The organism is Pedobacter sp. CG_S7, from assembly GCF_040544395.1.
In the GTDB taxonomy this organism is placed as follows: domain Bacteria; phylum Bacteroidota; class Bacteroidia; order Sphingobacteriales; family Sphingobacteriaceae; genus Pedobacter.
Genome location: NZ_JBEONS010000049.1, coordinates 1 through 14,035 on the forward strand (window position 1 = coordinate 1; position 14,035 = coordinate 14,035).

Annotated in this window: 10 protein-coding genes, 1 pseudogene and 1 CRISPR repeat array; of the genes and pseudogenes, 5 read left to right on the forward strand and 6 right to left on the reverse strand. The window is 34.5% G+C overall.

The features are described 5' to 3' along the window. Positions 1–95 precede the first annotated feature (95 nt). Positions 96–3,706: a CRISPR direct-repeat array (repeat unit 46 nt; unit sequence GTTGGGAATTATAAGCTAAAATACAATTTTGAAAGCAATTCACAAC). Between the two features lie 136 nt (positions 3,707–3,842). Then, entirely contained in the window at positions 3,843–3,959 is a 117-nt protein-coding gene (locus tag AAKU52_RS16035) for a SelT/SelW/SelH family protein (RefSeq protein ID WP_354335405.1), read from the forward strand. Positions 3,960–3,980: 21 nt separating this feature from the next. Here the strand turns inward: AAKU52_RS16035 and AAKU52_RS16040 are convergent, their stop codons facing one another. From AAKU52_RS16040 to AAKU52_RS16050, 3 genes are read right to left on the reverse strand one after another with little or no spacing between them, the layout of a single operon-like run. Continuing rightward, a complete protein-coding gene (locus AAKU52_RS16040; RefSeq protein ID WP_354335407.1) occupies positions 3,981–4,211 on the reverse strand; it encodes a VIT1/CCC1 transporter family protein in 231 nt (76 codons plus the stop codon). 58 nt (positions 4,212–4,269) lie between these two features. Further along, complete coding sequence (locus AAKU52_RS16045) at positions 4,270–4,431, reverse strand: VIT1/CCC1 transporter family protein (RefSeq protein WP_354335388.1); 162 nt, start codon at positions 4,429–4,431, stop codon at positions 4,270–4,272. Positions 4,432–4,471: 40 nt separating this feature from the next. Then, on the reverse strand, positions 4,472–5,593 hold the full coding sequence (locus AAKU52_RS16050) for a glycosyltransferase (RefSeq protein ID WP_354335390.1): 1,122 nt from the start codon (positions 5,591–5,593) through the stop codon (positions 4,472–4,474). A gap of 453 nt (positions 5,594–6,046) precedes the next feature. Between AAKU52_RS16050 and AAKU52_RS16055 the strand changes: the two genes are divergently transcribed. The 4 genes from AAKU52_RS16055 to AAKU52_RS16070 all read left to right on the forward strand — a co-directional run bounded on the left by AAKU52_RS16055 (position 6,047) and on the right by AAKU52_RS16070 (position 11,713). Beyond that, positions 6,047–7,057 carry an FAD:protein FMN transferase gene (locus AAKU52_RS16055; RefSeq protein ID WP_354335393.1) on the forward strand — a complete coding sequence of 337 codons (1,011 nt, stop codon included), beginning with the start codon at positions 6,047–6,049 and terminating at the stop codon, positions 7,055–7,057. An 88-nt stretch (positions 7,058–7,145) separates the two neighbouring features. Then, a complete protein-coding gene (locus AAKU52_RS16060) occupies positions 7,146–8,546 on the forward strand; it encodes an aldehyde dehydrogenase (protein WP_354335395.1) in 1,401 nt (466 codons plus the stop codon). A 326-nt stretch (positions 8,547–8,872) separates the two neighbouring features. Continuing rightward, positions 8,873–9,202, forward strand: coding sequence for a DUF6799 domain-containing protein (locus tag AAKU52_RS16065; protein ID WP_354335397.1), 330 nt, complete (start codon positions 8,873–8,875; stop codon positions 9,200–9,202). A 312-nt stretch (positions 9,203–9,514) separates the two neighbouring features. Then, positions 9,515–11,713, forward strand: coding sequence for a B12-binding domain-containing radical SAM protein (locus tag AAKU52_RS16070; RefSeq protein ID WP_354335399.1), 2,199 nt, complete (start codon positions 9,515–9,517; stop codon positions 11,711–11,713). A 95-nt stretch (positions 11,714–11,808) separates the two neighbouring features. On the opposite strand, the gene AAKU52_RS16075 is transcribed toward AAKU52_RS16070, so the two are convergent. The 3 genes and pseudogenes from AAKU52_RS16075 to AAKU52_RS16085 form a co-directional block, all read right to left on the reverse strand. Further along, entirely contained in the window at positions 11,809–12,159 is a 351-nt protein-coding gene (locus AAKU52_RS16075) for a hypothetical protein (protein ID WP_354335401.1), read from the reverse strand. Between the two features lie 27 nt (positions 12,160–12,186). Continuing rightward, positions 12,187–12,435, reverse strand: a complete 249-nt coding sequence (locus AAKU52_RS16080; protein ID WP_354335403.1) for a Crp/Fnr family transcriptional regulator — start codon at positions 12,433–12,435, stop codon at positions 12,187–12,189. A gap of 185 nt (positions 12,436–12,620) precedes the next feature. Further along, a pseudogene (locus AAKU52_RS16085) lies at positions 12,621–13,719 on the reverse strand (NRAMP family divalent metal transporter). Positions 13,720–14,035: the final 316 nt, after the last annotated feature.

A 14,035-nucleotide genomic window follows, 5' to 3' on the forward strand; every position in this document is an offset into this window, starting at 1 on the left:
ATGTATTCGTTCTTACCGTTTTCTCGGCGGTATTCTTACCGAATGTTGTGTACTCCTAATTGCCAAAAATCCTGCACTTATACTTACCGGCTACAGTTGGGAATTATAAGCTAAAATACAATTTTGAAAGCAATTCACAACTATGGTGTTGAGTGGGACAATACTGTAGCCGTTGGGAATTATAAGCTAAAATACAATTTTGAAAGCAATTCACAACACAAAAGAAAAAGGCTAAATTTCCTGCAGAGTTGGGAATTATAAGCTAAAATACAATTTTGAAAGCAATTCACAACCCTGCTATCTTTTAGCTTTGTAATGTCTTTGTTGGGAATTATAAGCTAAAATACAATTTTGAAAGCAATTCACAACTATCCATTAGGTAATATCTGCCACTCTATAGTTGGGAATTATAAGCTAAAATACAATTTTGAAAGCAATTCACAACTGCTAATATTAATCATAATATCTATCAAAAGTTGGGAATTATAAGCTAAAATACAATTTTGAAAGCAATTCACAACTATTTTTAGAAACGTGAATGTCAGATGATTGTTGGGAATTATAAGCTAAAATACAATTTTGAAAGCAATTCACAACCACGTATAGGCGTTTAACCCTGCTTTGCTCGTTGGGAATTATAAGCTAAAATACAATTTTGAAAGCAATTCACAACTGAACGGAATAAATCCATGGCCAGGTGCAAGTTGGGAATTATAAGCTAAAATACAATTTTGAAAGCAATTCACAACTTACCTGCTTTATAGCTGCCCGGAATTAATGTTGGGAATTATAAGCTAAAATACAATTTTGAAAGCAATTCACAACTTTTAGCAATTTGGTTTAAACCAGCTCTACGTTGGGAATTATAAGCTAAAATACAATTTTGAAAGCAATTCACAACAGGGTAATACTTTGCAAATGCTTCGCTTACGTTGGGAATTATAAGCTAAAATACAATTTTGAAAGCAATTCACAACGAATTTACCATAGCGCTTAAGGATAATTCGGTTGGGAATTATAAGCTAAAATACAATTTTGAAAGCAATTCACAACTAAAGGTGGATACCTAAAAAGAAAGGTTGGTTGGGAATTATAAGCTAAAATACAATTTTGAAAGCAATTCACAACTAATACTTTCTGCTTGCTGTTCTTTTAGAAGTTGGGAATTATAAGCTAAAATACAATTTTGAAAGCAATTCACAACTGTGATATTTCACGCTCTAAGTCTGCACGTGTTGGGAATTATAAGCTAAAATACAATTTTGAAAGCAATTCACAACTGCTATCGTTAGCGATTGATTGAGTTGTTTGTTGGGAATTATAAGCTAAAATACAATTTTGAAAGCAATTCACAACTAATTACATCTATTACAGTCAGTACAGCTGTTGGGAATTATAAGCTAAAATACAATTTTGAAAGCAATTCACAACAGTCGAATATAGGATGCTGGAACTGTGATAGTTGGGAATTATAAGCTAAAATACAATTTTGAAAGCAATTCACAACACCCTGAGCAAATGAAATGTCTTTTCCGTAGTTGGGAATTATAAGCTAAAATACAATTTTGAAAGCAATTCACAACTAGCTGTTAAAGCAACAGAAACGCTTTCACGTTGGGAATTATAAGCTAAAATACAATTTTGAAAGCAATTCACAACTTTTGTTGTAACTGGTTACCAACTCGAAGTGTTGGGAATTATAAGCTAAAATACAATTTTGAAAGCAATTCACAACTATGGTAACAAATAAACTCGTAAAAAAATCGTTGGGAATTATAAGCTAAAATACAATTTTGAAAGCAATTCACAACCGTATGATGTTACAACCTTGCTTCTATTACGTTGGGAATTATAAGCTAAAATACAATTTTGAAAGCAATTCACAACAAGACAAGAGTGTATTTAAACACACAGAAAGTTGGGAATTATAAGCTAAAATACAATTTTGAAAGCAATTCACAACAGTGTGGATTGTGTGATGTGCTTTGAATACGTTGGGAATTATAAGCTAAAATACAATTTTGAAAGCAATTCACAACCTGAAAGGGTTTCCAAATATTAATTTAAGAGTTGGGAATTATAAGCTAAAATACAATTTTGAAAGCAATTCACAACTGGCAATGAAGGTTTAATTGTTTCTGTTGGGTTGGGAATTATAAGCTAAAATACAATTTTGAAAGCAATTCACAACTCTGAAGTTATAATACCTTTATCTAGCAAGGTTGGGAATTATAAGCTAAAATACAATTTTGAAAGCAATTCACAACTAATATGGTTGCATTTATTGAAGAACTAGTGGTGGGAATTATAAGCTAAAATACAATTTTGAAAGCAATTCACAACTGTTCATCCGAATTACTTTGAGCAACTATGTTGGGAATTATAAGCTAAAATACAATTTTGAAAGCAATTCACAACATGAAAACACAAATCTTTAAAGACCAAATAGTTGGGAATTATAAGCTAAAATACAATTTTGAAAGCAATTCACAACCGATGTCGTCATAACCATTCAATAAGCATGAGTTGGGAATTATAAGCTAAAATACAATTTTGAAAGCAATTCACAACCTGTACCAGGTTACCATCAAGAAATACCGTGTTGGGAATTATAAGCTAAAATACAATTTTGAAAGCAATTCACAACACATCTTGAACACCCAATTGTATGGCTTGAGTTGGGAATTATAAGCTAAAATACAATTTTGAAAGCAATTCACAACTGCTGTTATGTTCATCATACGATTAACCTGTTGGGAATTATAAGCTAAAATACAATTTTGAAAGCAATTCACAACAGGGTAAGCATTTGCAAATTCAGCAGTTACGTTGGGAATTATAAGCTAAAATACAATTTTGAAAGCAATTCACAACTAGATGATGCTAATGTTCAGAAGTTAGATGGTTGGGAATTATAAGCTAAAATACAATTTTGAAAGCAATTCACAACAGCATTTGCTTTTGTTTGTGCGTCTAATGAGTTGGGAATTATAAGCTAAAATACAATTTTGAAAGCAATTCACAACAGGGCTGGTTACTATGCTATTAAAGGATTAGTTGGGAATTATAAGCTTAAATACAATTTTGAAAGCAATTCACAACTATATTAGAAAGTTGAATTTTTTACACCGGTTGGGAATTATAAGCTAAAATACAATTTTGAAAGCAATTCACAACACGTCGTTACTCTTAATTCAGTAAATGAATGTTGGGAATTATAAGCTAAAATACAATTTTGAAAGCAATTCACAACTATATGACAAATTATTTTAGTTGGTCGGAGTTGGGAATTATAAGCTAAAATACAATTTTGAAAGCAATTCACAACTGCAAATGAAGAGCAATTAACATTATCTAAGTTGGGAATTATAAGCTAAAATACAATTTTGAAAGCAATTCACAACGTAAGTTCTGGTCGGTTTGATCATAATACGTTGGGAATTATAAGCTAAAATACAATTTTGAAAGCAATTCACAACCGGATCCTTTGGTTTTTTCCGCTTATCATGTTGGGAATTATAAGCTAAAATACAATTTTGAAAGCAATTCACAACCGGATGGGGGGCAATCTTCATGTTTTTCTTGTTGGGAATTATAAGCTAAAATACAATTTTGAAAGCAATTCACAACTATTAGAGTACTATGGAAGCAACCACATGCGTTGGGAATTATAAGCTAAAATACAATTTTGAAAGCAATTCACAACTACAATGGGAGCATCCGTTTGAACCGAGAGGTTGGGATAGCGCAGGAACTACTAAATACTTTCACAGGAATTATAAAAGGGGGTAAGCCTAATACCTAGTGAAACAGGTGGTGCCTTTATTATTGCAATTGATGGTATATTAATCTTTGACCGAAGTGAAATGCAAAGGTTCCCAGAAATTAAGGAATTAAAAAAGCTGGTGAGGAATCACGTGAGCCCAGAAATGGATTTGGGGCACACTGATCATAAGTAAAGTTCCTGGCCTAAGGTAATATTAACTTATTTTCCCTGAAAATAAACAACCTACAGAAGCAGTCATCAGCATTGCTGCTGTACCCCAAAAGCAAATACGCAAAATAGCCTTTCCTACACTTGAACCACCAGCGATGGCAGAGATATAGGCTGAAAACGCTAAAAATAATATTGAAAACAGATATTGAGAAAGAACCATAAATTTTAGAGGAGCAATGATAGAAACCAAAAGTGGTAACAGTCCGCCGATGATAAATGATGCAGCTGAAGCTAAAGCCGCTAGAAATGGTTTAGCCTGGGTACATTAATACCTAGTTCATCTCTTGCATGGGCTTCCAGACAGGATCTCTGGTACAACTGGCAGCGGCAATACCAATTACCAAACTTGCAGTAGACAATATACCATCATTAGCACCTAAAAGAGCAGCCCTTAACCATCCGCTTCTGATTGTAAAATGTTTTTCTGTCTCCATCTATACTCCTATAAATATACTCGTTTTACCTTTATTATGTTTAGTAAAGATAGGGAACAGAACAGTGTGCTGCAATATGAAATCTCCATTTATCCTCATCAAAATTATCTGCAGATTTTCCATATCCTCCTTTTTCTAAGGCACTAATGTTCCATTCCTGTTCGAAATTACTGGAATGGCATAACATATAAACATGGTTAAATATCCCATGATAGATTGTTCCATTTCCTCCGTGGCAAATCATTAAATCACATAGTTTGAGTACCTGATTTAAGTTCACAAAGCCTCTGCTAAGAATATGTGCAGCAGAAAGCACCTTTTCTTTATCTCCGGTAGTTACAATTGTATATTTTGAATAATAGGAATTATTTAGAAATCGAAGTTTATTCCAATCACCGGTGCTACCTAAAGAAACACAGATTACGGGCTTACCTGCAGGAATATCATCCAACCAGGTATCATCTTGTTCCTGATATTGATAAACCAGGGGGCCAATAAATTGATAAGCAGGGGGTAGGTTCTCTTGTGGAAATAGAACTGGCAAGTCGCAAATTAAATTAACGTTTCCTTCAATTTCAAAAAGATAATTTGGCATGCTTAAAAGACCATATTTTAGTCTTAAGTCATTGAACGGTTGCTGGATTTTCTTGAAAGCAATTTTTTCGCCCATGTTAGTTAATAATTCAGCCAAAACTTCGGGTAAGAATTTGATGAAGAAAAAGGTCTTATGCGTTCTTGAAATCTTTCTGGAGTGGGCATAATACCTGGTCATGTAACCATTTAATAAAGAAATATGCTCAATATCTGTTAAGGTTGTTGCCATTTTTAATGTTGGTGCAACATCTCCAATCGCAATACTTGCCTTTAATTCTTTAATGGAGGCTACTTGAGCCAGCATAATCCTTTCGAGCTCAGGTAAACTTAACCAACTGAAATCAAACCTGGTAGAACATTGCATCACATATTGCTCATCGAATTGTAAGCAATTGAAAGTTTTATAGCCGTGATCTAATACAAAATGGTCATAAGTGCCTGAGCTTATAAAATAAATCTCATAAACATTTTTATCGTAAGTATCTGCTAAAACCAGGCACCTTAAATAGTGCGATAATAAGTTAAAGGGAAAAAAGAGTATTACTTTTTTAATCGTATGCTTGTTCATTCATTCTTTAATGCGGGCTAAAGTTAGGTATATAATTTTTGTAAAAGATATTCCCTGCCACCAATTGCCTAACAAAAACAGTTGCGTACAAAGGCTTTAAAATAGTAAACCTCAACATTTTTTTAAATTCAAGTGAAAGTTATGCTAACAATTGCTGTTAACACAAACTTTATATATAGGCTATTTTATTTTCATATAAAACTGTAAATTGCGTTTGAATTAAAAAACTTTTAAAATACAATGATAAATAACGCTAAGGTTATCGTACTAATTTTTTCTATCTTTTTCAGCACGGAAAAGATTTCCATACTTCCATACCGCAGAAAATGCAAACCTTAATTTAATTGCGCAATAGGAATACACGGCGGCAAATACGCCAGAAATTGTGCAAAAAGAGTTTACAAAAAAAGAGTTGAAACAAAAGATTAAATAAAATAATGGCTTAATTGCATAATGTTTAAATTCATTTTAATACTGGGGTTATTGTTTAATTTAGGTTTTATAAAAAAATCTGAGTTACAAACTTTTCATATCACCGGGAATACACAGGGAACAACTTACCAGGTTACCTACTACGCAAAAAATCAAAGCGTTAATAAAAAAGAAATTGAACTTTTATTGGAACAGTTGGATAACTCTCTTTCTATTTATAAACCAAACTCCCTCATTAATCAGTTTAATGAATCAAAAAGGGGTATAATAATGGACAAATACCTGAAAGATGTAGTGATTAATTCTTTAGAGATATACAAGAATGCAGATGGCGACTTCGATTTTACCGTATATCCTTTGGTTAGGGCATGGGGATTTGGAACAAAAAAAATAGACTCTACTCCAGATGCTGCCACTATAAAGGATTTATTACAATGTGTTGGATCTGACAAAATAAAAGTCGTGAAAGACAGCTTAATAAAAACTAAATCCTGTGTTAAAATAGATGTAAATGGAATCGCTCAGGGCTATAGTGTTGATGTACTGGCCAGCTTCTTAGATCGAAAAAAAATAAAGAATTATTTGGTCGAAATTGGTGGAGAAATAATAGTTAAAGGCACAAAACCAAATGGAAAACAGATGCAAATAGGAATAGAAGCTCCAGCAAATAGTAGCTATAAGGAACAATTTATTCAAAAAATAATTCAATTAAAAGGTGGCGCAATTACCACATCAGGAAACTACCGAAAATTCATCACTAGTGGAACTCATAAATATCCTCATTTAATTAACCCAAAAACAGGCTATCCATTAGAAAATCAAATGATTAGTGCAACCGTAATTGCAAAGGATGCTATAACAGCAGATGGTTATGACAACGCATTAATGGCAATGACCCCTGCTGCTGCTTTAAAATTTGTTGAAGATCAGTCTTCCATGGAAGCCTATTTGATCTATAAAAAGGCTGATGAAACTGTCGCAGATACAGCTACTGTAGGATTTTATAAATTATTAATAACAAAACCACAATAATAGTGTTTAAATATATAAGGTGGCGTTTAGAGGTTTTATACAGGGGGCTAATGGCTAAAAGAATAATGCCGCCACCTACAGAAATTATATGAAAGTAAATCCAAATGATACTTTAGAGATGAAGTCAGTAAATTCAATAGTAGAGCTATTGAATGAACACCGTCTGTTTTTTTCTTCACAAAAAACAAAAAATATAGCTTTCAGGATTTCGAGTTTAAAAAAATTAAAAGATGCTATCCTTAAATACGAGGACAAATTATTAGCCGCACTTTGGATTGATTTACACAAATCTAATGAAGAGGCCTATTTAACGGAAATCAGTATTGTTGTGCAGGAATTAAACCTTCATATTAAACACTTAAAAAAATGGGCTAAACCAAAAAGTGTTATAACACCAATATACCTCTTTCCTTCCCGCAGCAAAATATGGCAGGAGCCCCTGGGTGTTTCACTAATCATTGCACCTTGGAATTATCCATTTCAACTACTCATCAACCCATTAGTGGGAGCTATTTCTGCAGGTTGTTGTGCCGTTCTAAAACCATCTCCTAACACACCAAACGTAGCGTTGGTAATGGAAGAACTCATTAAAGAGACCTTCGATAGTAATTACATCAGTGTTATTCAAGGTGGAAGGGAAATAAATACCTTATTATTGGAGCAGCGGTTTGATGTTATCTTCTTTACAGGAAGCCCTGCTTTAGGTAAAGTAGTGATGAAAGCAGCAGCAGCATATTTAACGCCTGTAATATTAGAATTAGGTGGTAAAAGTCCTTGTCTAGTTGATGAGGATGCCAATTTAGCTGTTGCCGCGAAACGCATAATCTGGGGTAAAACAATCAATGCAGGACAAACTTGTATTGCTCCAGATTATTTGCTTGTACATGAAAAGGTAAAAGAAGAGTTACTCACGCTCTTAAAACAAACTATTGAACAAATGTTTGGGACAACTATTCAGCAAAGTAAATTCTATCCCAGGATAGTAAATGAGCAGGCATTTCTAAGATTGACAAATCTAATGTGTGAGGGAAATATACGGATAGGGGGTGAGACTGATGCCAAAGATAAATTTATTGCGCCAACAGTTATTGACGAAATTAAACCGGAATTCATGATCATGAAGGAAGAAATATTCGGACCTATTTTACCTGTATTGACCTTTTCAAACTTAGCTAAAGCAATTGACTTTGTAAATGCAAATGAAAAACCACTTGCCATTTATTATTTCGGAAATACAGAAACAGCAACTCGCTTATTTAATAAAACATCTTCAGGTGGGGGGTGTATCAATGATACTTTAATGCACGTAACCAATCACCACCTTCCTTTTGGTGGGGTCGGCAATAGCGGACAGGGGAAATACCATGGTAAAGGAAGTTTCCTGGCTTTCAGCAATCAGCGAGGGGTCGTTACCACGCCTACATGGATCGACCTCCCCTTTAAATATGCTCCATTCAAGTATTTTAAATGGATGCAAAAGTTCTTGTAAGGTTCAAGAATTTATATTACGCGATAAGATTCACCTTCCAAAACCTGACCTTTTTTATTAATGACTTTATTGCGGACCTTATTTTTTAAAGGTGATGAAGCTATTATAAGCTTAGTGCTCAACGCCGCATACGCAATGATTTGAGTTGGTCAAACTTAAATATAATTTACACTTTTTTTAAACCATATAGCAGCTAGCTAAAATAAACCGCTGTAAAATTAGATAGAAAACAATGATTGTAACCGCCTAAAAATTTATTAGGCAAGTGCTAAAACAATTAGAAAAAAAGTATGTTAATAATTCTAAACTACTTAACATATTAAAAGATGAAAAAATTACTTATTGCTTTGACAGCGATTGCATTAACTTGTAACGCAATGGCACAGGATACACCTAGAATGGGTCATGAGAAAATGCACCAGATGGAGAATTGTGTAATGATGAAAGAGGGTAAAATGATGGTCATGAAAGATGGTAAAACCATGATGATGGAAAAAGAGATGACTATGAAAAATGGAACTGTTGTGATGCCAGATGGATCGGTTAAAATGAAAAATGGTAAAACCATGATGCTTAAAGAAGGTAATAGCATGGACATGAATGGCAACATGATGAAATCCATGAAAAAAACCATGAAAAAAGGAATGAAAATGTAACTTTTCAATTCATTTTACCAATTATTATTTAAGGAAAAAACGAAAGCCGGGCATTTGACCTGGCTTTCGTTTTAATTTATAAAATAAGTCATTAGTGTCCGGTAAAAAGAAGCCAATAAATTGGCTTCTTTTTACCGGACACTAATGTTTTTGAAATATATCTTTACCAATTATAAGTCAGAAGATACTGTCATATGAGTAGAAGGTGAAAATAGAAGAGTTTTTATAAACTTCTCCAGAAAATTTTATCATTTGATAGGGCCTAATACTAAAATAATTATAGATATTTTTGCCACGAAATACACTTCCATTTTGAAAACAGATCTTTTCCTTGTTACTCCTCCCTTTACCCAACTGAATACTCCGTATCCTGCAACTGCATATATCAAAGGTTTTTTGAACACAAAAAATATTTCTTCAACTCAGGCAGATTTAGGTATTGAAGTGATTTTGGCTTTATTTTGCAGGAAAGGTTTGGAAGACCTTTTCAATTATGCGGAAGAACTACCTGACCACCCAAAAAGTTTAAATGCAAAGCGAATTCTTGCTTTAAAAGAAGAGTATATCAAAACTATTGATGCTGTTATTGCTTTTTTACAGGGCAAAAATCCAACCTTAGCCTTGCAAATTTGTCAGGAGGATTATTTACCAGAAGCATCAAGATTTACGCAATTGGAGGAGCTGGATTGGGCCTTTGGTACAATGGGAACGCAAGATAAGGGTAAACATTTAGCCACATTATATCTGGAGGATATTTCGGATTTTATTATTGAATGTATTGACCAGAATTTTGGTTTTAGTCGCTATGCCGAAAGATTAGGGAGGAGCGCAAACTCATTTGACGAGCTGTACAACGCATTAAATCAAGAATTTACCTATATGGATAAAATCCTGATTAAGATTTTAGAAGAGAAAATTGCTGTCATTCAACCGAAGTTATTTTTAATTTCAGTTCCTTTTCCGGGGAATTTATATGCCGCTTTCCGTTGCGCGCAATATGTAAAGCTAAATTATCCTGAAATCAAAATAGCAATGGGTGGTGGATTTGCGAATACAGAATTACGTTCCCTTTCCGATAAGAGGGTATTTGAGTTTTTCGATTATATCTCCTTAGATGATGGTGAATTACCTATTGAATTGCTTTATAATTCCATCACAAAAGGTGGAGAATTTAACCTATATAAAAGAACTTTTTTATTAGAGAATGGGGAAGTTGCATATAAAAATGATGCTTTAAGAAGTGATTATAAGCAGTTTGATGTGGGGACGCCAGATTATAGTGATTTACAATTGGGTCAATATATTTCGGTTATAGAAATTGTAAATCCAATGCATCGGATGTGGAGTGATGGCCGATGGAACAAGTTGACAATGGCACATGGGTGTTATTGGGGGAAATGTACATTTTGCGATATTTCTTTAGATTATATTAAGGTCTATGAACCTGTTGCAGTTAAATTGATTGTAGACCGGATTGAAGAATTAAGTGAGAAAACGGGTCAGAATGGCTTTCACTTTGTGGACGAGGCTGCGCCACCAGCCTTGATGAGAGAAGTAGCTCTGGAGATTTTAAGAAGAAAAATTTCTGTTACCTGGTGGACAAATATTCGGTTTGAAAAAAGCTTTACAAGAGATTTATGTATTTTGCTGAAAGCATCAGGCTGCATTGCTGTTTCTGGTGGTTTAGAAGTGGCATCCGATAGGTTATTAAAACTGATTGACAAAGGAGTAACAGTTGAACAAGTAGCCCAGGTTACCCGAAATTTTACGGAAGCAGGAGTGTTAGTCCATGCTTATTTGATGTATGGCTATCCAACGCAGACAATTCAAGAGACCATAGACAGCCTGGAAATGGTTAGACAATTGTTTAAAGCAGGTGTTTTACAATCTGGCTTCTGGCATCAGTTTGCGATGACTGCGCATAGCCCTGTTGGCATGTATCCAGAAAGATTTGATGTGGTTAAAGAGACTGAGTATATCGGAACCTTTGCCAATAATGATATCAATTATATTGATAAAACAGGAATAGACCATGATAAATTTAGTTTTGGCTTAAAGAAATCACTTTTTAATTTTATGCATGGTATTTGCTTCGATTACAAATTGCAAGATTGGTTTGATTTTAAGATCCCCAAGGTAACGGTTCCTTCAGATTTTATTGAGAAAGCTTTAAAGGAAGAAAGTAAATACAACACTAAACCAACTGCTAAATTGATCTGGTTAGGAGGAAAACCAATTATAGAAGGGTATACAAAATACAAAAAGAATAAGTCTCAGGAAATGATGATTTTAACTTTTCATGATAAGAAAGAAACCTTTAACATCCAGATCAATAAAAATGAGGGAGAATGGTTGGTTTCAATCTTACAGAAAATAGCGGTTTCTAATACGCAGGTTTATACCTTTCAAGAAATTAAAGTTGATTTTGAAACTACAATGGAACATTTTGAATTGTTCTGGTATTCAAAACCAATTTATGATTTAAGAGATTTTGGGCTGTTGGTTTTATAGCCTGTTTCATCTGATAAATTTGTATTCACGTTAAAAGTAGCTTTAATGATTGAATATTTCATGAAACCGCTTAAAATGATAGCTGATCAAATTCATTAAGGAATTAATTTTTCAGCAAGAAGTTTTGTAAACAAATCATAAAACGAATCTTCTGTACTTTGAAAAACAGAAAAACCCAATTTACGGCTCTTAGACATATCGGTCATGACCTCAATTGGGCGACCTAGATCAAGATCCGTATGCCATGGTGATGCCAAACGCTCTAAATTTAGTTCTTTTAAGTTGTGCCGTTGAGCAATTTCTTGCCAAAGTGAACTATCATTGGCTAATTCTTCTTCAAGTGGATGAATGCTACCCTGATAATGTAACATCAGAAAGGCCATTCCACTGTGCTTCAGATCCAGGCCAACGGAAAGGACTGCACGTTTCTTTACAAATTGAAGCATAAACCGCTAAAGTAGTTCCCAAATTCATCATATTTCAAATATCCACCAGTCTTCGATTGCAAATTGTAAAATATGGATTTTTCCAAGATCATCTATATAAAAAGATTTAAGTAAGCCTTTAACCACAAAGTGATCATTAGGAGCTGGATCTCCAGCCTGAACAAGATATTGGTGCTTTCTGTAGGTCCTGGGTGTGAAATGAGTTAATACAAACTGGAACTCTTCATCTGTCAACTTTACAATTTCCTCAATTTGCTTTCTTAAATTCTCTTCCATGCTTTGCCTTCTTAATCAGAATTATATAATAAGTAATTCAATAACATGACATTTATGGCGCTTCGATTACGAACCAAGGTGTTTTTCTGGTTTTTATCCAATTGTGGGATGCGGCATATAAGTTCACAATGGCAACCTTTCTTTTTGAAGAAATGCAAGGATAGATTCTTTTCGCAATTATGGTATTAAATCTCAAAATAATCAACTAGATCATGTAAAACATTGCTACTGCGGCAGTCCCCATGGCTTTTACGGGGGTGATCATCAGTCCTATAAGGGTAGCAATGGTGATCACCCCCATAAAAGCCATGCGCCCTTCTAAGTTTTAAATTAAGGCCCGAGTTCCAGCTAAAAGCTTCAGAAACGGCATAAGCCGCAGAACCTGAAAGCACGGGAACGGCCAAAAGTCCTAGTCCGATAATGCCAATGGAGAAGATCAATTTAGAAAGATAACCCGCATGGGGAAAGGAGTGAACCAAAGGCTCTAATACCTTTGCTGCATCTGCAGCAGTTTTAACATCCCGAACACCACTTTGATGCAAAACCGTAGTGCCAACCAGGATGATAGACCAGGTGGTAATTTCAGAAATGACCATCCCTGTAGTATTGTCAATTCTCATTTTGCGGACATGTTCCCAGCCAATTTTAGGTTTGTCTTTTCTAAATAAATGGTCCTTCTTTTCTTCCTCCACTTCCTGTGAAGCTTCCCAGAAAAACATGTAAGGGGAGATGGTGGTACCCAATACGCCAGTAATAATAAATAGAAAAGCATAATTAAACTCAATGTGTGGAATAACAGTGGCCCTCCATACTTCCCCCCAATTTTGATCAGTGATAAATACGGTAATGGGGTAGGCTAGTAAAGCAAGCGCAAGCCATTTCAATATTTTAGAATAAACCAGGTAATTGGTGAAAATTTCCATGACCAGGATGGTGACGGTAAAAAATAAGGTGAAAAATACAAATGGAAGTGGTACCAGCAATTGCGCAGCAGAAGCCATGGCACCAATATACCTTTTTGCTATAATGTTCTTTCACCACAGCGGCTAAGCCTTTTCCGGTCACCAAACCGATGCGTGCGCAGGCTTCCTGCACAGCCGTCATAAAAGGCAGCATATACAAGGCGGTCCACAATTGACCATAGCCAAATTGTGCTCCCGTTTGGGAATAGGTGGCAATCCCCGAAGGATCATCATCTGCTGCGCCCGTGGTCAATCCGGGGCCCAATATGCTTAAGTACTTCCTGAATTTGGAAATGGGTTTCTTTCTTTTTCTACTTCTCATGTAAGGGCTTTTCTTTTAATTTCAATACTTCCAATAAGTGATTCTGCCGAGCTTTGATCTTTTGTTTAGAAATCTTACCCGAAACATTGTTTTTAACTAAAAATAGCCCCTCCTGGCTAAACCAACAAGAATAAAAGTTGCCTTTTTTCTATTTTATATAGTAAAATTCTTGCGCTGATTTTCCCAGTTAACTCAATGATTAATTCATTTGTTAAATATTTGTAACGACTCAGGTTGTCTATGAATTAGCAATAGTTGAGAAGGCATTGAGTATTTGCTGCTGATTTTTCTTACATGTATCGGTAATGGAACGAAT

What these genes read in the sequence shown, in the direction of transcription:
- AAKU52_RS16050 (WP_354335390.1), bottom strand. Translation starts at nt 5,593, where the DNA reads ATGAACAAGCATACGATTAAAAAAGTAATACTCTTTTTTCCCTTTAAC.
- AAKU52_RS16080 (WP_354335403.1), bottom strand. Translation starts at nt 12,435, where the DNA reads ATGGAAGAGAATTTAAGAAAGCAAATTGAGGAAATTGTAAAGTTGACA.
- AAKU52_RS16045 (WP_354335388.1), bottom strand. Translation starts at nt 4,431, where the DNA reads ATGGAGACAGAAAAACATTTTACAATCAGAAGCGGATGGTTAAGGGCT.
- AAKU52_RS16065 (WP_354335397.1), top strand. Translation starts at nt 8,873, where the DNA reads ATGAAAAAATTACTTATTGCTTTGACAGCGATTGCATTAACTTGTAAC.
- AAKU52_RS16055 (WP_354335393.1), top strand. Translation starts at nt 6,047, where the DNA reads ATGTTTAAATTCATTTTAATACTGGGGTTATTGTTTAATTTAGGTTTT.
- AAKU52_RS16075 (WP_354335401.1), bottom strand. Translation starts at nt 12,159, where the DNA reads ATGCTTCAATTTGTAAAGAAACGTGCAGTCCTTTCCGTTGGCCTGGAT.
- AAKU52_RS16060 (WP_354335395.1), top strand. Translation starts at nt 7,146, where the DNA reads ATGAAAGTAAATCCAAATGATACTTTAGAGATGAAGTCAGTAAATTCA.